18 protein-coding genes and 3 pseudogenes are annotated in these 23,182 nt (G+C 33.1%); 6 read left to right on the forward strand and 15 right to left on the reverse strand.

The features are described 5' to 3' along the window. Positions 1–48 precede the first annotated feature (48 nt). Positions 49–1,002 (reverse strand): magnesium/cobalt transporter CorA, encoded by a 954-nt coding sequence (gene corA, locus MHH44_RS21025; RefSeq protein ID WP_340799579.1) that lies wholly within the window; start codon positions 1,000–1,002, stop codon positions 49–51. Positions 1,003–1,137: 135 nt separating this feature from the next. Beyond that, the gene (locus MHH44_RS21030) at positions 1,138–2,076 is read right to left on the reverse strand and encodes a magnesium transporter CorA family protein (protein WP_340798684.1); all 939 of its coding nucleotides are present in this window, start codon (positions 2,074–2,076) and stop codon (positions 1,138–1,140) included. A gap of 743 nt (positions 2,077–2,819) precedes the next feature. On the opposite strand from MHH44_RS21030, the pseudogene MHH44_RS21035 reads away from it, so the two are divergent. Continuing rightward, positions 2,820–2,998: pseudogene (locus tag MHH44_RS21035) on the forward strand (transposase); the annotation flags it as partial. A gap of 150 nt (positions 2,999–3,148) precedes the next feature. Here MHH44_RS21035 and MHH44_RS21040 read toward each other — a convergent pair. The 4 genes and pseudogenes from MHH44_RS21040 to MHH44_RS21055 form a co-directional block, all read right to left on the reverse strand. Beyond that, a pseudogene (locus MHH44_RS21040) lies at positions 3,149–3,268 on the reverse strand (undecaprenyl-diphosphate phosphatase); the annotation flags it as partial. A 50-nt stretch (positions 3,269–3,318) separates the two neighbouring features. Then, complete coding sequence (locus MHH44_RS21045) at positions 3,319–3,936, reverse strand: DedA family protein (protein WP_340798686.1); 618 nt, start codon at positions 3,934–3,936, stop codon at positions 3,319–3,321. A 215-nt stretch (positions 3,937–4,151) separates the two neighbouring features. Further along, positions 4,152–4,286 (reverse strand): annotated as a pseudogene (locus MHH44_RS21050) (phosphatase PAP2 family protein); the annotation flags it as partial. Between the two features lie 397 nt (positions 4,287–4,683). Further along, entirely contained in the window at positions 4,684–5,088 is a 405-nt protein-coding gene (locus tag MHH44_RS21055) for a hypothetical protein (protein ID WP_340798687.1), read from the reverse strand. Positions 5,089–5,273: 185 nt separating this feature from the next. Between MHH44_RS21055 and MHH44_RS21060 the strand changes: the two genes are divergently transcribed. From MHH44_RS21060 to MHH44_RS21075, 4 genes are all read left to right on the forward strand, one after another. Further along, positions 5,274–6,637, forward strand: a protein-coding gene (locus tag MHH44_RS21060) for an IS3 family transposase (RefSeq protein ID WP_340798550.1) whose coding sequence is annotated in 2 segments (ribosomal slippage) — positions 5,274–5,733 and positions 5,733–6,637 — 1,365 coding nt in all. Because the reading frame shifts where the segments join, the coding sequence is not laid out codon by codon here. A 234-nt stretch (positions 6,638–6,871) separates the two neighbouring features. Next, positions 6,872–7,639, forward strand: coding sequence for a TerC family protein (locus tag MHH44_RS21065; protein WP_340798688.1), 768 nt, complete (start codon positions 6,872–6,874; stop codon positions 7,637–7,639). 395 nt (positions 7,640–8,034) lie between these two features. Further along, entirely contained in the window at positions 8,035–8,475 is a 441-nt protein-coding gene (locus tag MHH44_RS21070; RefSeq protein WP_340798689.1) for a hypothetical protein, read from the forward strand. A gap of 125 nt (positions 8,476–8,600) precedes the next feature. Then, a protein-coding gene (locus tag MHH44_RS21075; protein ID WP_340797534.1) for an IS3 family transposase occupies positions 8,601–10,174 on the forward strand; the annotation gives its coding sequence in 2 pieces (ribosomal slippage) (positions 8,601–9,240 and positions 9,240–10,174; 1,575 coding nt in all). A 639-nt stretch (positions 10,175–10,813) separates the two neighbouring features. Here MHH44_RS21075 and MHH44_RS21080 read toward each other — a convergent pair. From MHH44_RS21080 to MHH44_RS21100, 5 genes are all read right to left on the reverse strand, one after another. Continuing rightward, complete coding sequence (locus MHH44_RS21080; RefSeq protein WP_340798690.1) at positions 10,814–11,767, reverse strand: calcium/sodium antiporter; 954 nt, start codon at positions 11,765–11,767, stop codon at positions 10,814–10,816. 270 nt (positions 11,768–12,037) lie between these two features. Beyond that, positions 12,038–12,796, reverse strand: a complete 759-nt coding sequence (locus MHH44_RS21085) for a hypothetical protein (protein WP_340798691.1) — start codon at positions 12,794–12,796, stop codon at positions 12,038–12,040. Then, positions 12,789–14,504, reverse strand: coding sequence for a site-specific integrase (locus tag MHH44_RS21090; RefSeq protein ID WP_340799580.1), 1,716 nt, complete (start codon positions 14,502–14,504; stop codon positions 12,789–12,791). Before MHH44_RS21090 ends, MHH44_RS21085 begins: the two co-directional genes overlap by 8 nt. Positions 14,505–14,518: 14 nt before the next feature. Beyond that, positions 14,519–17,248, reverse strand: a complete 2,730-nt coding sequence (locus MHH44_RS21095; RefSeq protein ID WP_340799581.1) for a hypothetical protein — start codon at positions 17,246–17,248, stop codon at positions 14,519–14,521. After that, on the reverse strand, positions 17,245–18,543 hold the full coding sequence (locus MHH44_RS21100; RefSeq protein WP_340798694.1) for a site-specific integrase: 1,299 nt from the start codon (positions 18,541–18,543) through the stop codon (positions 17,245–17,247). Before MHH44_RS21100 ends, MHH44_RS21095 begins: the two co-directional genes overlap by 4 nt. A gap of 300 nt (positions 18,544–18,843) precedes the next feature. On the opposite strand from MHH44_RS21100, the gene MHH44_RS21105 reads away from it, so the two are divergent. Then, positions 18,844–19,008 carry a hypothetical protein gene (locus MHH44_RS21105; protein ID WP_340799582.1) on the forward strand — a complete coding sequence of 55 codons (165 nt, stop codon included), beginning with the start codon at positions 18,844–18,846 and terminating at the stop codon, positions 19,006–19,008. 128 nt (positions 19,009–19,136) lie between these two features. Here MHH44_RS21105 and MHH44_RS21110 read toward each other — a convergent pair. From MHH44_RS21110 to MHH44_RS21125, 4 genes are all read right to left on the reverse strand, one after another. Continuing rightward, positions 19,137–20,710, reverse strand: a protein-coding gene (locus MHH44_RS21110; RefSeq protein WP_340797534.1) for an IS3 family transposase whose coding sequence is annotated in 2 segments (ribosomal slippage) — positions 19,137–20,071 and positions 20,071–20,710 — 1,575 coding nt in all. Because the reading frame shifts where the segments join, the coding sequence is not laid out codon by codon here. Between the two features lie 473 nt (positions 20,711–21,183). Continuing rightward, the gene (locus tag MHH44_RS21115; RefSeq protein WP_340799583.1) at positions 21,184–21,471 is read right to left on the reverse strand and encodes a hypothetical protein; all 288 of its coding nucleotides are present in this window, start codon (positions 21,469–21,471) and stop codon (positions 21,184–21,186) included. Between the two features lie 347 nt (positions 21,472–21,818). Then, positions 21,819–22,238: an RDD family protein gene (locus MHH44_RS21120; protein WP_340799584.1), complete on the reverse strand. Its 420-nt coding sequence runs from the start codon at positions 22,236–22,238 to the stop codon at positions 21,819–21,821. A gap of 351 nt (positions 22,239–22,589) precedes the next feature. Then, entirely contained in the window at positions 22,590–23,144 is a 555-nt protein-coding gene (locus tag MHH44_RS21125; protein WP_340799585.1) for a hypothetical protein, read from the reverse strand. Positions 23,145–23,182: the final 38 nt, after the last annotated feature.

The raw sequence follows: 23,182 nt of genomic DNA on the forward strand, positions 1-23,182 counted from the left end.
ATTGTTGAATATCAAAAAATGTTTAAACAATTAATCTTTAGTAGCGTATTATTTAAACCAGCCTCTTCTCTTAAACCAGATAAACATTGATATTCCCGTTATCCCCATAAGTCCAAGCGTAAGAAAATAACCATATTTCCACGTTAATTCAGGCATATTTTCATAGTTCATCCCATAAATCCCTGCAATAAATGTTAAAGGAGCAAAAATGGAAGTTATAATTGTCAGAATTTTCATTACTCTGTTTGTTTGATGTGAATTCAAGGAGAGATAGCTGTCTCTTATATCAGCTGTTAATTCTCTATCTGACATAATTGTGTCTGATAGTTTTAAAAGATGGTCATAAATATCAGAAAAATATTCTCTTCTTTCACTTATTTTAATTAAATGATGGGAATTTAACATACGGTAGAGTAAATCCCGCATCGGATTAACTGTATGCATTAGATTTAATAACATGTATCTTGTGTCGAATAGTTCAGTCATTAGGAAGTTCATCGATTTATGATTTATGTTATTTTCAATTTTGTCTAAATCATCTTCAATTTTATATATTATTGGAAAGTAATTATCTACAATTTTGTCCAAAGTTCGATAAAATACATAAAAGGGGACCCATTTTTCAATGTTCTTTTGCAACACCCTTTCCCATATCTCATCAACTTCCTTTGATGGCTTAAGATGGAATGTGACAATGAAATTTACTCCAACAAAAAAATTTAATTCTTCTTTTATAATTTTTTTTTCTTCTTCTCGAACTATATGTGTAACAAAAAAAGTATAGTCATCGTAATAATCTAATTTTGGACGTTGAAGTCTATGTATACAGTCCTCAATAGCAAGCGGATGAAATCTAAAAGTATCTGCTAAATGTCTTATTTCTTCATCAGTTGGTTGATTAAAATCCACCCAAAACCATTTATAATTAGAAAAATTAATATTGCTTATAGAAATTTCCGTTTTCAAATTATTCTCATCCGTAATTCCAATGAAGTTAATCACTGTATTAACACCTTCTTAATAGTTATTTAAATATCATTCATTTCTTTTAAACTCAATTGTATTATTACTAAAATAAATTCAATAAAATAAAGTGTTAATCCTTTTTGGACTAACACTTTCATCAATGATTTTAGTTTAAAAAAACCTTTTTTTCCAAAATATCACTGCAGTCAAGCTTGATAAAATGAAAGAGATAATGAGTGCGATAAAAAAGGAATATGGGTATTGTTGAAATGGAATTGAAACGTTCATACCGTAAAAACTCGCAACCATTGTTGGTAAAGACAAAATAATAGTAATTGATGTTAAGAACTTCATAACGATATTTACATTATTTGAAATAATAGATGCAAAAGCATCCATCATTCCACTTAATATTGAAGTATGTGTTTCAGCCATTTCAATTGCTTGCTGATTTTCTATAATGACATCCTCTAACAATTCCTGATCATCTTCATACATTTTTAAGTAATTGCTTTTCAACATTTTTTGCATTACAATATTATTTGATTTTAATGAAGTTGTAAAATACACTAGACTTTTTTCTAAATTTAGTAATGAAAAAAGCTCTTTGTTTTTCATGGATTGATGTAGTTCTTTTTCAATTGCATCTGTTTTTTTGCTGATTTGTTTTAAATATTTTAGATATGAAGTTGCCATTGAATAGAGGATCTGGAATGAAAATCTTGTTCTTTTATAAGTGAAAAAATTCTTAACTTTATTATCTGAATAATTATGAAAAATCGGATTGTCTTTTAAGCAAACAGTGACAAAGCAATTTTTGGCTATAATCATTCCCAATGGTATCGTGTCATAGATAGGTATTTCATTTTCATCCTTTGACACCAAGGGAACATTCACAATAATTAGAATGTTGTCACCGTCTTTTTCAATTCTTGAACGTTCTTCTTCATCCAACGGATCTTTTAAAAATTCTAAAGGTACTTCCAATTCACTAGAAATATCAATAATTTCTTGCTCGTTTGGTGCTATTAAATTAACCCAACACCCATTTTGAATTTTTGTTATTTCTTGAAGAACTCCTTGCTTATTGGATAAGTAAATCTTTAACATTGGTAAAACCTCCTCATTGTTCAGGAAGTCAAAAATCTATACCATTCAAAGTTGAATTTTTAACAGTTTTCAAAATTCTACAGAATAGTTCATTTATGTCTTCCTTTTTACCAGAATCCGGTTCTGGTTCGTTACAATTATGACTACTCATAAAAATTCAACTCCTTATCCTAAATAAGTTATATCCTCACATATTCTACTTTGTAAGTGTATAATTGTAAACAAAATATGAACCTGCAACGTTAAGGAAACATTTTTACAACTTTTCAAAGTTTAACCTAGATAGATATTTAGGTGTTGTTCAACAATAGGGCCCTTAAATGCAAAAAGAGCCTTTCCTTATTCAAGGAAAGCGCCCGATTGTGGAATAAGAAACCCTGCCTACCAACAAATATTTTCTTAATACCTCGCAAATATTAAATAGGAATTCAATAGATAAACTCTTTAAAGGTAATTTCGTTATGTACACCATTCATTACCCGAGGTATTAGGAAAATTTCTTTTCTCTTAATTGCTTCTCTCAATTCAAATCCAAATATTGGATCTCCCTTTTTTTGAATTACTTTTCCTAAGAAGGAATTCGAACTCACTTTTAATATTCCAAATTGATCTAACCACCAGTACATACTTTTATTTAAAAACACTAAAGGTAAAGGATAATTTTTTACTAATTGCTAAGTATGTTTCTTTTTCCTTTGATAATTCTACTGCGATTTGAGCTCCACTATTTCCTCCACCTAATTAAATCAATCTATGCGAAACGTAAAGAAACGGTTGAGCGTGTCTTTGCGGATGCGAAAGAAAAGCATGGTATGCGATGGACAACTTTAAGGGGCCTTAAAAAATTGTCAATGCAGGCGATGCTACTTTTGTTGCCATGAATTTGAAGAAACTTGCCACATGGACTTGGCAAGGGGCTTAATAGAGGCATATTTCCTCGAAGAGGAGACTCTTTTACAGAATTCCAGGAACTAATTTGATAAAAGAAATGACAAAAGGCATCGAGAGACGGGCTCTCGATGCCTTTTGTCGACAATCTGACCCCACCCTTTAAGTGGAGTAGAAGATTTATTTACCTTAAAATAATGACTGCTATTCCAACTACAAAACAGTAGATTGAAAAGTAACCAAGTTTCCCTCTTTGCATAATATTAATAAACCACTATAACAAAAAATAGGAAGCAACTAAAGAGCAGTATGAAGTTCAATTACATTTACTGTATCCACGTACAATCACCCCTATCAGTTGCTGTTCTTTTTTGTTTTCCTTTTAACATAAATCGCCACTAAAATAATGAACAGCACGGCCAAGATTGCATAGGCGATGTTCGAATATATGTTCATATAATTGACAATATCATGCCATGATGCGCCAACTGCAGCACCAACTTTAGTCAAGACAACATTCCAAATCATAGTTCCCACTGTAGTAAGAAGGAAAAACAACCAAAAATTCATACGTGCCATACCTGCTGGGATGGATATTAAACTTCTGATTAAGGGAATAAATCTACAAAAGAAAACAGTCCAGACTCCATACCGATCAAACCATGACTGTGCCTTATAAATATCTTTTCTGGTAAGGCGTAAAAGGTGCCCCCATTTGTCCACAATTTTTTCGAGTCGATTTACATTAATTAACATTCCAATAGCATATAGTACAACAGCACCTGCCACTGAACCTGCAGTCGAGGCAACAACTACACCTAGAACACTCATATTTGTTGTTGTGGTCATAAAACCGCCAAAAGTTAGTATGACCTCTGATGGGATAGGTGGAAATATATTTTCTAACATAATTAAGAGAAATATCCCCATGTAGCCATAACTATTCATTATTTCTGTAATCCAATTTTCCATAAACTCTCCTTTACTTTGGTAAGATCTAAGTTTGTAGTAGTAAAAAGCAAAATCTTAAAAGCCACTATTAAAGTACCAAATAAGGAAGAAAACTTTACTGGTACAATGATTCAAAATTTTTAATGTCTAGTTTATATTTAACCACAAATTTGGAATCATGCACTTTAACTTCCTTTGCTATCCTTTTATAAATAAATCAACAAAAATACTTGTTCTTATAGAGAATTTTTTTCATATTGTTTCTCTTTATACATTTGGAAGAACCAAATGGCAACAGTTAGCCATATTGCACTAGCAAAGTATCCTCCGATAATATCGCTCGGATAATGTACCCCCAGATAAATGCTAGAGTTCGTTAATCACTAAAATCCCCCTCATCCAATTTTCACACAAAGAAACTCACAATAAATCATTCATAAGTCCAATATTGACAGTGCCATCAAACTTAACTTCCCCAAATGGTCGTTTGGTAACATTGCATAAAGTGATTTTATTCCACAATATGGTCCGATTGTAGAATAAGTAAAAACCAGCATTTTATAAGGTATTTTATCGAATGGATAACAAGTAAGTAATTTATTCTAAAAATTTTCTCTAATAAATTATAAAACTCAGCTATCTCACAAATAGCTGCTATAGATTCTATTTGTTAAATAAATCTTTAAAGCAGTACTAATTATAACCCCCTTCCGATTCATGTAAAAAATGTGATTAAAGAGCCTTGTAGGTGCTTCTATAATATCATTACTACTTGGCTTGCTTCATTGCTTCTTTTAAATTCTCAGCAAAAATATGTGGTGTATTAGCATTACTATAACCTTCTACAATTTGACCTATTAATTTCCCCGTTGAGTCCAGGGTGTAGCTTGTAATAGACTTACTTTTACCTGAAGCAGATGTATACCATAGGTCCAATTTGTCACCATTAATCATGGCTTTCACAGCTCTAGCTGTATTAGAAACTATCTCATCTATCGCAGCTTGTTTGAGTCCGCCAAATGTTTTTTCAGATCTATTAACGGTTGATTCAGAAGTGAATTTTTCTTTATCAGATAGTATTTTTGAGTTTCTTCCGAAACTTTTTTTATTTGCTGCAACAAATCCTAAAACTGTTGTGACTACTAAAGGAATAATTACTTTTGATATTTTCATATGGGTATCTCCTAAACGTATTAGATTTTTCTATTAATCAATAATACCAACCTGAACTACTTTATAAAAGACTAGGTGATTACTTTACTCAACAATATGGCCCTTAACTGAAAAGGACCCCTTCCTAATTCTGAACTGCACCCCAAATGTTAGACACAAATCTATCATTTGGAGGTGCTTTTTATATGACAAGGATTACTTTTGAACAAAAATTGGATACGATTTTTCGTGTTGAAAAAGGTGATGAAGGCATTACTTCAATTGCTAGGTCACTCAATTTCACTAATACTGAATTGATACATTTCTGGATTGGCAAATATAATCTTCATGGACCAGAATCCTTGAAAAAGAGCTATACACGTTATTCTATTGAAGATAAACTATATATACTCAATTATATGAACGAGAATAGGTTGTCTGATATAGAGACTGCAGTACATTTTAATTTGCCTACTCCAGGTACAATAAGAAAATGGCGAATTAGTCTCAAAAATGTGAGTGTGGATACCCTATTTCTTAAGGAAAAGGGGCATAAACAGTTGAAAAAAGACAACTCAAAAAAAGGTAAAAATCAAAACTTTAAAGAGGGTTCATTAGAGGCATTACGAGCAGAGAATGAACAGCTACGTATGGAGAATGCATTTTTAAAAAAGTTGAATTCCTTAGTTCAAGAGAAGGAAAAATTAAAACGAAAGACTTGGCACAAGTAGTATTTGAACTAAGGGATCAATTTAGTATAAAAGATTTAATAAAGTTAGCCGGCATTAAGCGTAGCACTTATTATTATTGGACAAGTCGCTTTGACCAACCTGATAAATATGAGAATATGAAATCGGTGATTTCAACTATATATCACGACCACAAGGGACGGTATGGTTATCGTCGTATAACGTTAGAATTACGCAATCAAGGCTTCCTAATTAATCATAAAACTGTTCAAAGACTTATGAAGGAAATGGGTTTAAAATCGCTTGTACGTATTAAAAAATACCGTTCTTATAAAGGTAATGTAGGTAAAATTGCGCCAAACATTCTTAGTCGTAAATTCATTGCGACAAAACCAAATGAAAAGTGGGTAACGGACATAACTGAATTTCATTTATTTGGTGAAAAGTTATACCTCTCCCCAGTACTAGATTTATTTAATGGTGAAATCATTGCTTATAATATTCAAAGCCGACCTACATATAAACTTGTATCGATAATGTTAGATAAAGCTTTATTTTGCTTATCCGAAGGAGATGCCCCTATCTTACACTCGGATCAAGGTTGGCATTATCAAATGAAAGAATACTCTAATGCCTTAAAACAAAATGACATTACCCAAAGTATGTCTCGTAAGGGGAACTGTTTAGATAATGCAGTAATTGAAAACTTTTTTGGCCTATTAAAATCGGAACTCTTATATATGCAAGAATTTGAAAGTATGAATCACTTCAAGCTTGAACTTGAATTGTATATTGAATATTACAATCACAAACGTATTAAAGGAAAATTAAAAGGATTGAGTCCGGTACAATACCGAATTCAATCCTTCCAAGCTGCTTAACTTAATAATGTCTAACTTTTTGGGGTCACTTCAATTCAAGGAAAGCGCCCGATTGTTGAAGAAGTTGTTACGGTTGGTATGCCCTCTACCTTTTACAGAAAAAGGCTTTAATTTATTAAATATAAAATTATACTTTCATGGATACGGACTATACTAAATAAGGGTATACTAGACGTAGATCAGAATATTATTCTTATTTAATATTAATCTTAAATGCAGCTGGGAGGAATGTAATTGGATATCTCTTTATTATTGGAATATGGTTGGGTATTATTATTGTTAATCGGCTTAGAAGGATTGCTTGCAGCAGACAATGCCCTCGTTTTAGCAATCATGGTTAAACATTTACCTGAAAAGGAAAGACGACGGGCACTATTTTATGGTCTCGCAGGTGCTTTCATTTTCCGTTTTGCTTCATTATTTATCATCACTTTCCTAGTAGACGTCTGGCAGGTTCAGGCTATTGGGGCTCTCTATTTACTGTTCATTGCAATCAATCATATTGTAAGGAAACTATACTTTAAAAATAAAGGACCAAAAAAGGAAAAAGAACAGAAAAAATCTGGTTTTTGGGGTACGGTTATAAAGGTCGAATTGGCGGATATTGCATTCGCTGTTGATTCAATCTTAGCGGCAGTAGCTCTTGCAATGACGCTACCTAATACGGATTTACCGCAGATTGGTGGCATGGATGGCGGTAAGTTTCTTGTAATATTTGCAGGCGGGTTAATCGGATTAATTATCATGCGGTTTGCAGCAAACTTTTTCGTGAAACTCCTTGAATCCAAACCAGGACTGGAAATTGCAGCATTTGTAATCGTTGGATGGGTTGGTGTTAAACTTGCCGTATTAACTTTAAGTCACCCTGACGTTGGTGTCATTTCTTATGGGTTTGCCCATTCCCTTGAATGGAAGCTAATTTTCTATGGCGTGTTAATTGCAATTGCACTAGCAGGTTGGTTTTTATCTAAAAATAGTACAATAAAATCACCTAAACAATAAATTAATGCACAAATTATAAAATACTTTGAATTTGTCCTAAAAGATACCAAAGATTCACTCGACATAAGAAAACGTTGCAAGTTGACAAAAAGAGCCCGCTACTATTTAGTAACGGGCTCTTATTTATTTAAATTAATAAGTGCTAATTATATTTGATTCACTCCTTAGATATACTTTTGTACAACAAGCAATAAATCTGCATCACTCCCCCAAGAAAAAATGTTGCTCCACAATATGGCCCTATAATTGAATAAAGCACTTTTCTAATTCAGAAAAGCGCCTGTGGAATAATGAATGCCATTATAAGGTTATGATCAGCTTACAATAACATCCCAAAGCGATATGTGTAACATTAGGGGAATTCTACACGTCTATGTTTACAAGGGGGGAAATGTATGAAAAAGATATTAATTTCTTTATTAGCTGTAGTTGTGTTAGTAGGTGGGATTTATTTTGGATCTAACCTTAAACCACCTAAACCAACCATAACTATTGAAAATAATACTGTAAAAGTGGCACAAGGTTCTTATTGTTGGCGTGGGCTTATTAACGCACAATGTGTTGATATGATTTCGCCACCAGATATTATTAAACATCACGAACTTAAACCTGTTATTGTATCACCTGAAGCTGAATTAAAAATAGATTTTAATCGTAAACCTCTAGAAAATACGTTGACTGCATCTTTATGGCTTAGTAACGGTGAAACGGAAAATGCCCCATTAAATGACAATGTATTAGTAGTGCCAAAAGAAAAGGGTGTTTATATTTATAGTGTTTCTGCAAATTGGGAAAAGGGAAGTTCGGGTTATGTCTTTGTAATTGAAGTTAAATAAGTCAATAACGGTCCTAAATCAAAGTTTGGGCAGGTTGCAAAAGTCGAAAACGTTAATTTTTGATATGCTCCCCATTAGGTAGACAGATAAAAAATAAAATCTGTTTGTCGAATGGGGGCATTTTTTTGTCTAATAAAACATTTTCAATAGATACTAAGATTTTGGCTCTTAAATATTTAGAGGAAGGTCGTTACTCGGTAAGAGAAATTTGTCGCATGTTTAATGTGAATGTAGCTAGATTATACGAATGGCGAGCTAAATATCAATTTGGGGGCACAAGCGCATTACTTCGTCCTGCGAAAAATAAAATTTACCCTCAAGAGTTGAAAAGAAATGCCATTGAAGATTACTTAACAGGTAAGTATTCAAAGCACGAGATTATGGCCAAATATGGAATCAGTGGTCAAAATGTATTCAACAGGTGGTTAAAAAAATATAATAGTCATAGTGATTTAAAAGACTCGAATAAAAGGGTGAGCCAAACTATGACTAAGGGAAGAAACACTACTCTAGAAGAACGAATTGAAATTGCGAAAACTTGTATAAAGAATCAAAAGGATTATAAAACAACGGCAACTCAACATAATGTGACTTACCAACAAGTTTACCAGTGGGTACGGAAGTTTGAAGTTGGTGGCGAAGAATCTCTTGAAGATCGCCGTGGGCGAATGAAATCAGCGGATGAACGTACACCAGAAGATAAATTACGGTTAAAAATCCAACAAATAGAACGTGAAAATGAAAGATTACGTGCTGAAAATTTACTTTTAAAAAAGTTAGAGGAAATCGAAAGGAGGCTTCGTTAAGTAAAATTCGTACGCAGAGTCATTATTTAGCTATTCAAGAATTAGCAGAAAAAGAAAAATTTCCGATTCTATTACTTTGTAAATTAGCTAACGTATCACGAGCAGCTTATTATAAATGGTTAAACCGCCAGCCAACATCGCAAGAATTGGAAAACAGACAGTTAGTAGCATCCATTAATCATTTATATAAACAAGTAAATGGTATTTACGGCTATCGTAGAATCACTATGACAATCAATCGTCAGCGCGAAAAAGAAGGCTTAAATAAAGTAAATAAAAAACGTATTTATCGACTGATGCAGATTTCCGATTTACAGGCAGTTATTCGATGTCGTCCAAAAAAGTACCGTAAGGTAACACCAGATTACACAGCTGAGAACGTATTAGCACGCGAATTTACGGCCAAAAAGCCAAATCAAAAATGGTGTACAGACGTAACTGAATTCCAGTATGGAAATGGTAAAAAGGCTTATTTAAGTGCGATTATTGATCTATATGACAAGTCTATTGTCAGTTACAAATTAGGACATTTAAATAATAATGATTTAGTTTTCAAGACCGTTAAACCAGCTATACGCCAGTTAAATCAAAAGGAGTTTCCTATCCTACATAGTGATCGAGGATATCAATATACATCAAAAGAATTCAAGCGAATCATAGAGAAAGCAAATCTGACACACAGTATGTCGAGAGTCGGCCGCTGTATTGATAATGGACCGATAGAAGCGTTTTGGGGGACTCTAAAAGTAGAGAAGTATTATTTACATAAGTTTGAGACGTACGAAGAGTTAAAACATGCGATTGATACATATATAAAATTCTATAACAACGAACGATATCAAGAAACATTAAACGGCTTGAGTCCTAAAGAGTTCAGGTCTCAAGCCGCTTAAAGCATTTTTATTATTTCCACTGTCTACTTGACAGGGAGCAGTTCATTTTACAGCGTTCTCGACTTTTTTGTATCATATTATTTATACGATATTTTATACAGGCAGCTGAAACCCTTGATATTAAGGATTTTATACAGCTGGGTATAATCTTCAATTTGCATAAAAACTTTTATAGCCATTCTTTTATCGTTAATTCTGCATATTTTCTAACACTCCCCAAGAAAAAAATGTTGCTCCACAATATGGCCCGATTGCTGAATAAACTATTCTACTAATTCTTTATACGAAGTTCGGCTACTTCTTCTAATAAATGAATAAACTTTTCCTGTTCCCTCTTACTGCTTTTAAGTCTATTCGACATCGTTCGACAATTTAAACTTTAGTTAATATTCAGTGCTTATTAGGTCGGGGGGGATTAAAACCCCGCCCGTTGTATTAATAATCAAATCAAGGCTCTTAAGACAACGTGCCTGTTTGTTTAATATAATATTTTCTTCCAATGATCTATTTAATGCCTTTCCAACTGTTTTTCCTATCTCAGCCCTTATACGTAGTTTTTAATATATCCATATTTTTCCAGTAAACCAACAATCTTGCACATTCCAGGTCTCTGCCTATAAAGATAGAACGGAAATTCCATTAATTCCGTAATATAATATACGCTAAGTAAATAATGTAGGTGGCGATAAGCACTAAGCCTTCCCACTTTCCGACCATGAAGCTGGTTCTTGAGAAAACCAATAACACAATAGTCAGTACAATCATAAGAATGACATCAATAAATATTTTATCATTTGCTGCTAATGGGGAAATAGAAGCCGAGGCACCAAGTACAAATAAGATGTTAAAAATATTACTCCCGACAATATTTCCAAGCGCGATTTCACTTTCTTTTTTCAGTGCAGCAGAGATGGAAGTGACGAGTTCAGGAAGGGATGTTCCAATTGCAATAATCGTTAACCCCACCAATGTTTCACTCATACCAAGAGAGTAAGCAATTTCTGTACCGTTATCTACTACCAGATTCCCTCCAAATATAATTGCAGCCAATCCTAATATTGTAATCAATATATTTTTTCCCCATCTGAGGTCCTCAGGAACTGGTTCGTCTGCTGTATCTTCCCGGCTTTTTAGTCCAATCTCAATTACATAGTACATAAAGATGGATAAGAACAATATAAAGATGAATCCATCACTGCGTGTAAGCAGGTTGCTATTTGATCCTTGCAATGCAATATCACTCATAAGAATTAGCAATGCCACACTTGCGAGTAATGTAAATGGCATTTCTTTTCTAATGGTCTCCCTTTCAACTCTCAAAGGATATAAAAAAGCTGCCACACCTACAACAAGGGTAATGTTAAAAATATTGCTTCCAACTACGTTACCCAGTGAAACATCTGCACTTCCTTCCAGTGCTGCAATAATACTGACAGTTGCTTCCGGTGAACTTGTTCCAAAGGCCACAATAGTTAACCCAATTAAAATAGTCGGAACCCGGAGCAGTTTAGCAATATTGGAAGATCCGTCAACAAAGAGGTCAGCTCCTTTTACCAACAATACAAAGCCTACAATTAATAAAATATAAGCCATTAGTTTATTCTCCCTATCTCATTCAGCGTTTTTTCTATTTTTTCTAATTACCATAAATACATACCCCATTATTACGGAATTAAAAAAGATAACGTAAAACTACTTCTAGAAGGACGCACACTAATTCAATTATGTTGGTTGGCTTATACCCACCACTCCAAGTAAAGTCCTATGCCTGTTAACATTGAATACGGAATCATACTACATATAATGGCCCGATTGTGGAATAATAAAACTGCATTTATCTTCTATATTTTAGAAAGCTTCAATTTAAAACCTTCCCTGAAAATCATCTGCTAAAGTTCTTTCCTTTTTATTTTTACCATCGGTTAAAAATACGATATTATCATTATTAATTTCATCATTAGTTGTTTGTTGTTGGAAGCTTGTAAGTTCCATATAAAAATCTTGAGGAGTATCAAACACCTCATCTAAAGCTCTTTTAATCCGTTTGTTTTTATTATTCAGATCAAGTAGGTTTTCTAAGGGTGTTCCTTCTTTATCACTATAACAAAACAATTTTAAAAGAAGAGTCTGATACTCTTTAACTTTATCGTTTAAATCTATTCGCTTTGCTTTTTCTTGCTCTAATTGTTGTTTCAACTCGGAATTTTTCTGTTTTAATTCTCTTTCTTTTTGGACACTTCTTCTTACTTCATTTTCAAGAGGCTGTAAATGTTTTATTAACATTTCTGGATTCTTTAAATACTTGTTAACTACATCTACCACATTCGGAATGTCCTTTTTATTATTGTTTCCATCCACTAGAGTTACGGTTCTAATTTCATTGGCCGTATCAATAGCCTTTCGTCCGGGCTGTTCTTTCTTTCTCCAAAAGTCTTCTGAATAAGTTCTGCTACAAATGTCTGGACGCTCTTTATGTAGTTCTAAATGATATCGGTACAACTTTACATATTCAATATCCCCGTGGGGCTTAACATTTTCTCTATAATGATTTATGATTGCATAAAGTTCCGGCTCGTCATAAATCGTTGCCGGTCTTCCTCTTCTTTTTTTCTCCTTACTCATCTACATCAACTCCCTTCAACATTTCCAAACGAGCTATTTCTTCCAAATGCTCCTGAATAGATATAGCCTCGGTACCCATTTTAGTAAAGGCATTGGGATGTACTTCGTTTTGTTTTAACATTTCTGTGGTGAAACTCTCGTTTAAGTTTTTCAAAAAGTTTCCTATCTCGACTATTTTTTGTTTTCTTTCACGAATCTTTGCTTCAATTAACGGTTTTACTTCCACTAACTTTTCAGGGTGAATCCACCAATGTTTGCATAACATACATTCTTCACTTTCACATCGCTGCAATTCATCAGTGCAAAAACCAATCTTCATTGGTAATCTCGTATTATTAGAGGGAAATTGATAGCTTCTTTTTTCGATATCCTTATACGAAACCTCATTACCTTCAAAAGTGGTTCCTTTTAGCTCTTTATCTTTTCTTTTAAAACTTTTGATTAGCTTATCCACTTCGATATCAATAAAATATTCAGTATGGTTTGAATAATGATACTGAGCTTCAATTGTTGAGTGTCCACCTAATCTAGCTATTTCAATTGGGGATATCCCTTGCATCAATAAAGCACAAAATGCAAAATGTCTAGTATCGTTGGGCCTTATCTCTCGTTCTACCGACTTTTTGTATTCTCCATAGACAATATCTTTGTAAAAACGTTTTAATAATGAGTCAAAATTATTACGATTAAAATATTCGTAATCTATTTTCTGATAAGTTCTATTGGTCACTCTTTTATCGACTGCTATGAGTGTTTTATAGGAAACCAGTGTTTTACTATTCCCATATGGGTTTGTAAGTCGGATATATTTATCGATCATATCATATATCTCTTTAGTAATTTCCAATGTATCAACCACTTGTACTCTCCGTTGACTAGCAGGTTTTTTCTCACGGGGGAGTGTAATATAATAACTTCCGTTATTCTGCGAAATACACTCTCTTTTAATCGTACAAAACTCGCTTATACGCATTGGGATTATAGTTGTTATCTTCCACCATAATAAAAGAGGGGAGAAAAACAGTCTGGAAGGAGAACTGAAACCTCTTTCAAAGTATCGATTGATACAATAATCGAATTTAAAAACATCCTTACCTTTAGGTAGCTCTCTTACGAATACGCCACTCGGCAGTCCTTTCTTTATATCCATCAAAGGTTTATGGTAAGTGTCAAAGGAGTCCAATTCGGCAAAAGTCAAAAAGTTTAAAGTTGTGATTACCATATCTCTAACAGTGTCTATCCTATACCGATCCTTTTTCGGCTCCATCGGTTCAGAATAATTTTTAACTGCTGGAGTGAAGTTCCGTAAGTATTCAGCAAAATCATTTACCTTATTTGCACTAAAAAAATCGGTTTGTTTGATAACCTTAATTAGCAGCGATAATCTCTTTTGCACTAAGGACGTATGATACTCTCTCAAAAGTTCAGCAGCCCAACATTTAATAATAACAACAGATGTGGAATCCCAATCATTACGAAATCTAACCGCATTATTTATTGTAGAAAAATCTAAATAATGCCTTTGTCCTTTGTATAAATGCCTCTCAAAAGTCCATATATCATCTTCAAAAAAACCACTAAAGATTTCATCTTCTTCTCGAAAAATTTCAAGGATTTCCTTCGCTCTTTTAACACTTAAATCAATCGAAAATTTTTCTTCCGACAATGCATCTAAATCTATATATTCTCTCAAGTTCTCTACCAACATACTAATTAACCCTCCTAAGTTAGCTGATATTGCTCTCTTAAAGAGCCTATCTCGTCAAGATGCATTATAAATTCTTCACGAGAATCAGATATAAACTCGTATGCATCAAATCCAAACCTTTTAATTGCTTGGGCAAACAAGTCTAATTGTATATAAAATAATCTCGCCTTTTTTCTTTGTTCATAGTATGGTTCTTTCGTGTCTGGCTTTTGAGAGTCTACATAGCTGTTCAACCTATCCTGAAGACTTGTTCCAAGGGCTGAGAGGGCATAATAGTTCGGGATAGCAAAAGCACAGTCAAAACAAGAAATACCTTGTCCTTTTTTTACACAGCCACTTTCCGCAACCATACATTGAACGTTATCTTGTTTGCTCGGTAATTGATGAGTTTCAATTTTATTCACAAATTCCAAAGCTTCTTCTAAGCCCATTGAAAGAATACGGTCTAAGATTGATTTTCTATCACTCTGAATGACATTTAAAAAACCTGCAATTTCTTCAATTTTATAGATATCGCCAAAATAGTTTGTTAAGAATTGAATTTCGGTAGTTCTTTTTTCTCTGTCAATTTCAACCCCTTGCAAAACATCCAGAAATGTATCGTATATAAAGCCAAATGAACCTCGAGCAAATAATTGCCTAGTAAGGAAATTCAGCTCCTTTTCCGGAATATCCACATAGATATTAGTCGTTTCTTGTTTTAAGTGACCTCTCATTTTCTGGATAGCTTTCAATCCTGCAGAACCTTTTTTGATTTTACTCAATATCACATAAATATAAGACAGCAAGGATCTGTTCATCTTTCTTGATGAAAAATGAAATTCTTCATCTTCATATAATTTAAAAAACCATTTACGTCGAGTCTTCGAAAAATCTTCATCCTTATTACCAAAATTAATAAGCGATTTATTCAGAGGAAAAAGTCCATTGATTCTTAGCTCACATATGGCAATTGCTGTAGCAAAGGGTTTTTTCAATTCTTCAGAACAGAAGAAATAATTTTTAACCTGAGTTTTAGAGATGATGAATTCTGTTCGATACACTTGTTTTACTATATAATCAGCATCTTCATCACTCAGCTCATTTTCAAGCATCCAGTATAAATCAGTAATTTGAGTGCCACTTAAATTCACTCGTGGAAATGTAACGACATCTGAATGCCTCCAGGCATTATTCAAATGCAAAAGAACATATAACCAACTTGATGCCAAATATTTTGGTTTTCCCCCCATATTAATCTCCTGCAAAGTATCTTTTATAGTCCTTTCTTTATGTAAAGAGATATCTTTTGTGTAGTTATATATATTTTTATACTCTTCATACTCGTATATTGATTTATCTCGGGACTCTTGATCAAACTTGTAGGGATTATTAATATAATTGAAATTAAAGGATTCTATTTTTTCGCTTTTCAATTGATAATACACTTCTTTTAAATAGGAATAGATTATCCTAGAGTGAAAAACAGCAATTTCATTAAATAGAGTATTAACATCATTTGAAGACACCGAATAAATTTCTTGTTTCTTTTTCGAACTTACTAGATTAATCAAATCTACTGTAGAATAAACCAACTGATTGATATAGTTTTCTTGAGTCTTTCTGTTAGCCTTAGTTCTATTTAATTTACTTGCAACGTATTGCAACCAGGTTTGAGATGTAAATGGCCCTAATTTATTAATGTCTATTTCCTTGATGCCCAATCGATATTTAAACGTTTCAAAATTTGATTCCATTTCTACTTCAAGATGAACTGATTTTTTTCGTTTTTCCAACCAGTTATTGAAAGCATCTTTTGGGGCCATAACAACATTCCCTCTATCCCCATCAAAAATAGGGCGGAGCAAATTAGCTATTGGTTCACATTTAATAAATCTCGATTGAAAAATCAAACCATTAGTAGTTGCAATTTCCTCAGCTTCTTTAGTTGAAATATATTTTTTTCTTAATTGACTTTGTAGAGTTTTTAATCTATCTATATCTTCCTTTTTGAAGTATTTCCTACGATTTCTTGCAACTTTAAAGTCAAGATTATAATCTCTTACAATCCAAGGGAAATGGCGTTGGCTTTTTATTGATAATATTTGTTTGCTCTCTTCTATGGTATAATAATCAGACCGTTTAATACCTAAGTCCTCTTCACCCGAAAGCAATTTTAATTCTCGGTCGTCGATAACTGTTCTTGATGCACAATCATTAACAAGTGTTTCAAATTCACTCTTGGTGATAAATTGCTTGTTTTTTGCTAAGAATAAAGGATGAATGCTGAATTGTTGAAACCTCCTATGATATACTGCATACCTACTTTTCAATTCTTCTACTGGGATATAGTCTTTGAAGAATCTCTCTACTGATGATTTACTAATAAAATGGGTTTGACGATTAATCGGGAAGCCCAATTCAATACATTCAAAAGGAGAGTTGCTTCCTAACTTATTCATACTTTTTCTAAGGCCTCTCATACTATCATCTGTAATTTTAATCCCTAGTACAGCCGCAAATTCTCTATGGGACATATAATTTTCTATGATATTAGATTCATATGCTATATATTCTTTTAGCGATTCAATATCAACTTCGTTAGCATTAGCATCCCCATTTATTAATCTAAGATTAATCAAACTTTTTATTTTACCCGTAATTCTATGCCTTGCTGCTAATCTTGCCTTCTGGTCTGTATAGGGAAGGTTCTTGTATTCTTCTAGATGCTTAAAGGCCAATCCTATCTTAATCATTAATGTCACTTCGTAAAAACCCCCGGATTCCATTTTTCAGACAAATAATTCCCTACATCCAACGTTTCTTGAGTCGAGAAAACCTCCATTGCCGTTTCAAAATTGGATATCGCATTCCTGTAATCAATATAGTCTTTTGATGATTGAGTGCTTTTATCTCCTCTGATAATGGCTAGTTGTTTTTCATTAAGGTCCATACTAAATAAATAGTTAGTAAAAATTCCTCTTCCAATATGAGTACCCCAGGTAGAATCTGCAAGCATTTTAAAGTGTGAATAACGGCCAGGAGTTGCTGCTAATCTGTCTATATAGGTATACTTGACTTTTGCAAATTTCCTTTCGTAAGTTCCTCCGGAAATAGTCCTTCCTTTTTCATCAACGAAGAAAGCGTACGGATTTATTTTTTTAACCTTCGAATTCATTAACATATGATCATCGTATAATTCTTTTAAGTAGACGCTTGGTAATACAGGTTGGAGCCGTGGTCTTTTTACTTGTTCCTTTTTTGTATCTTTGAGATGATTAAATAAACGGTATTGGTTATCAAGAACAGCAATATAATTAGAACCACTTAAAAAGTCTGTTGGAATATTTGCCGGAGTTAGGTTCACAACCTCTCCTCTTCGTAATCCTCCAAAAATTTGAAGAGCAATTCCAAAAGCAATGTCAGGAGATACTCTCCGAGCCTCTTCTATGAATTCCCAAATTAACTTGTCTTTCTCTTCAGGTTCGTTACCAAAATCTTTAAGTTTGTTTCTGACTGGATTATCAGTAGAAGGATATTTTGTATCAAAACTCGGATGATCAAAAGGGGTTATAATTACTTCCTCTCCATTTCTATTTACATATGTATCAAATTCAATTTCTCGTTCAATTAATTCCATATCTGTTAAGTATTCATAGAAACGTATAAGATATTTTTCTATTTGATATTTAACATATTTGTATGCCATCTTTTTTTCTGATAAGTGGGTAATATAACGGGAACCGTGAATGAGTTGTAATCCTTTAAGTCCTTTCTCTCGTAACATTTCAAATTCAGGTTTTCCGAGGATTATTTGTTCGTAGATAAAATTTAAGAATTTTACTATTTCTCTAGCTGGATTCATTTGACCACTCAAGCTTTTACCTTTGAATTGATATTTTTGTCTAATAAAATGTGTAATAGGGTGGGGAACTATAATACCAGTGACTTTATCCTCAACCCCAATAACAACCACTCTTTTTTCTTCCAACTTGTTGTTGCCTAGTAAATCTTCTATGAGGACTTCTTTTGCTACAAATCTATATTTTTCTAAGCTCATTAATTTTTACACCTTCTTTTCGTATAATTATTTCTCCCGATGCTTTGTCCTCCATTAAGTGAGTAAAATAATTCCTTTATCACCATTATTATATTTATCTCAATTTTATATTAAATGAGATAAATATAAAACCCTTGATATAGTTATTATATCAAGGGTTTGGAGATTTATTAGGGAAAGAATCATTTACCTCCCAAGTTGTGGTGTACAAAGTATAGGTATACTGAATCGAGGAAAATTACACCTACCAAAAAGTAATACTTTGCTTATCCCTCAATTTGTTATCTTGAGGTGATAAAAATGGCGAAGAAACTTTATCAAGTAACTTATATTGATTTTAGCGATATTGTTTTGGAAGTTAAAATTCTTGAATCTAAATCTTTAAAGGATTTAAAAATATTCGCTGATTGCGTTAAGAATATGCATGATTTTATGCAAATTAAGAAACAAACCGAACAATCTTAACCGCTGCTTTATCAGGGTTTAAGCCATTTGTTAAAATACTGCATAGAAAATATTCTAATGAAAAAGCCGTAAACGTTGATGTATGAACTGCTCCCTGTCAAGTAGACAGTGGAAATAATAAAAATGCTTTAAGCGGCTTGAGACCTGAACTCTTTAGGACTCAAGCCGTTTAATGTTTCTTGATATCGTTCGTTGTTATAGAATTTTATATATGTATCAATCGCATGTTTTAACTCTTCGTACGTCTCAAACTTATGTAAATAATACTTCTCTACTTTTAGAGTCCCCCAAAACGCTTCTATCGGTCCATTATCAATACAGCGGCCGACTCTCGACATACTGTGTGTCAGATTTGCTTTCTCTATGATTCGCTTGAATTCTTTTGATGTATATTGATATCCTCGATCACTATGTAGGATAGGAAACTCCTTTTGATTTAACTGGCGTATAGCTGGTTTAACGGTCTTGAAAACTAAATCATTATTATTTAAATGTCCTAATTTGTAACTGACAATAGACTTGTCATATAGATCAATAATCGCACTTAAATAAGCCTTTTTACCATTTCCATACTGGAATTCAGTTACGTCTGTACACCATTTTTGATTTGGCTTTTTGGCCGTAAATTCGCGTGCTAATACGTTCTCAGCTGTGTAATCTGGTGTTACCTTACGGTACTTTTTTGGACGACATCGAATAACTGCCTGTAAATCGGAAATCTGCATCAGTCGATAAATACGTTTTTTATTTACTTTATTTAAGCCTTCTTTTTCGCGCTGACGATTGATTGTCATAGTGATTCTACGATAGCCGTAAATACCATTTACTTGTTTATATAAATGATTAATGGATGCTACTAACTGTCTGTTTTCCAATTCTTGCGATGTTGGCTGGCGGTTTAACCATTTATAATAAGCTGCTCGTGATACGTTAGCTAATTTACAAAGTAATAGAATCGGAAATTTTTCTTTTTCTGCTAATTCTTGAATAGCTAAATAATGACTCTGCGTACGAATTTTACTTAACGAAGCCTCCTTTCGATTTCCTCTAACTTTTTTAAAAGTAAATTTTCAGCACGTAATCTTTCATTTTCACGTTCTATTTGTTGGATTTTTAACCGTAATTTATCTTCTGGTGTACGTTCATCCGCTGATTTCATTCGCCCACGGCGATCTTCAAGAGATTCTTCGCCACCAACTTCAAACTTCCGTACCCACTGGTAAACTTGTTGGTAAGTCACATTATGTTGAGTTGCCGTTGTTTTATAATCCTTTTGATTCTTTATACAAGTTTTCGCAATTTCAATTCGTTCTTCTAGAGTAGTGTTTCTTCCCTTAGTCATAGTTTGGCTCACCCTTTTATTCGAGTCTTTTAAATCACTATGACTATTATATTTTTTTAACCACCTGTTGAATACATTTTGACCACTGATTCCATATTTGGCCATAATCTCGTGCTTTGAATACTTACCTGTTAAGTAATCTTCAATGGCATTTCTTTTCAACTCTTGAGGGTAAATTTTATTTTTCGCAGGACGAAGTAATGCGCTTGTGCCCCCAAATTGATATTTAGCTCGCCATTCGTATAATCTAGCTACATTCACATTAAACATGCGACAAATTTCTCTTACCGAGTAACGACCTTCCTCTAAATATTTAAGAGCCAAAATCTTAGTATCTATTGAAAATGTTTTATTAGACAAAAAAATGCCCCCATTCGACAAACAGATTTTATTTTTTATCTGTCTACCTAATGGGGAGCATATCATGTAGCAACGTTTACGGCTTTTGAGTATGCCCCCAAACTTTTGTTTGGGAACGTTTATTAGATCTATTTTGTATACATTATAAATCATTGCTGCACTAAGCACCTCTTAGTTGAACAACTAATCTTACGCATAACACCTTTGTAAAAGCAGATAATATGGTGAGGTGATTAGAAAATGCTAAAAACAAGGATTGGTTATATTATTTGTTTTTTAATTATTTTAAGCTTATTTATTTACAGTAAATCCATAAATACAAAATCGATGGAGTTATCTTTCTCGCAATCGACAAAGCATTGTTTGGGGACTTATCGTTCACAAGCAACCAAAATACCCCCTATTCAATCGAATAGAGGGTATTCGTTCCCTAAGTGTCATTTGGAAACGTTATTAAGATTTATATTTGGAGTTCAAGACCACAGAGAGAATACTTCAATTCTATAATGCTCTAAGTCCTCTTTAGACAGTTTGGATTTTAAATACTTCTCAACTTTGGGTATATCATTTTTATCGAATACATCTATCGATATAATCGGAAGAGTATCACCGACTGAAGTGCTTTGTACTTCGAATTTATCCCACAAAGAATCTACAACCAGCTCTGTACTATATGGCTCTTTTAGCACGTACCAAAATACAATAGACATAACTATTACACCCGTTATAACTAGTGATCCAAGTTTACTTTTAATACTCATACATTCTTCACCTCAATTAGTTGTTTATCACATCTGGAACGATTGTTGAACACTTAGTACAACACACTTAAACAACCTACCGCTTCTTCACCATCTCTCCTGAATTTTAACATAATTAACCATAAATTTCTTATGAGCTTTATTCAATTAAATGAATTGATTGTGGAATAACGAAAATGCACCCAAAGCGTCGTTTGGGAATCTAATTAAATAACAAGCAGCTAACACTTTGTATTAGCTGCTTGATCGAACGTTCCCAAGCTTCCATTTGGGAACATTATTTTGTATGGATTTGTATGTTTTATAAATCGTTGTTGTACTAGGGCATCTGTTAGTGAAAGAAAAATTTATTCTTTATTAACATAAGTCCCGCCAATGAAATCATGAATGGCTCTCTTGTCTTCTCGTAAGATAACCATAAGTCCACTGACCAATACTGATATTCCAAAGGTAGCTAATACAATGATATATTTACCAACCACTTCTCTCATAATCATATTGAGTATTGTAGGGTTCTCATCATCGTTAAAACGCTTTATTTTAACCTTACAAATTTTCTTGCCGATTACGTATCCACCCCACAAAATAGGAGTAATGGTCAAATACAAGGTATATAATGCTTGAAAAGTGAATTCTTTAGTCTGTTCGATAGAGTAATTACCGTTTATCATGTAAAATACGATTCCAAATATTGACGAAATAATTAAAAAATCAATAATACTTGCTACAAATCTTATGCCAAATCCTGCTGGTTTCTTAAAATTCATCTAATCCCCCTAAAATCCCATTTACTATAAATTATACCATTTTATTGTTGAGCTACTATCTCGTTAATTGAAGAAAAAAGTCCCCAAAGCGTCCTTTGGTAACATTTCATTGAGATTCTATTTATATGTTACCTCCATTCAGATCGAGTGAATTGAGCAGTCCTCTTTAAAATGATTTCTCGCAGCGTCTCAGAGCGTTATTTTCTATTAAAAACAGCGACAAACACTGATTTAACAGTGCTTGTCGCTGTTTGAAATGTTACCAAGCTTGCATTTGGGAACGTTATTTAGATTTGTTTTGTATACGTTATAAATACTTGTTTCACTAAAACGTTAGTTAAATAAGGATTTTTAGAAATCAATCGAATTTGCTATTTGGACGAGTATTTCAGGTGTTATTTCATCGGAAACATCTTCATCAACACTAAACACATATTGCCAATGAACTGTTTCGAATATCAACAATTTAAAACCAGGGAATAAATCTCCAGTATATATTGCATTATTCCCATTTTTTAATTGAATCTCTTTAGATTTATACTTTTCAAACGAGATTTTATGTTGAATAGGTCGCACATCAATCTTAAAGTGATTATTAGGAAAATGTTCACTTATAAATGTAACCTCAAGAGTGTCATTTGCTTCGCCATCTAAATCACTAAACCTGCCCCAGTAATGCGTAAAGCTAATTGGTGGTACTCTTATTGGTAACATAAGCTCTTGATTAAAATGTTGTTCAAAATCGTCGACTGCAACATCTACCGATTTGTAACCTATTTCAGGATATATTTCCTCAAAAGGTGGAGGAATATCGTTTGTATTTCCAGAAACATGTCCATCGTTTATTCCCAAAATTAAGAAACCTAATAAATATAAGAAAAGAGGAAAAATTTTTTTCAACTTCATCACCCTAAATTTTATTTAAGTTTATTTTGTCCAGTTTA

Source organism: Solibacillus sp. FSL K6-1126 (assembly GCF_038003445.1).
GTDB lineage: Bacteria > Bacillota > Bacilli > Bacillales_A > Planococcaceae > Solibacillus > Solibacillus silvestris.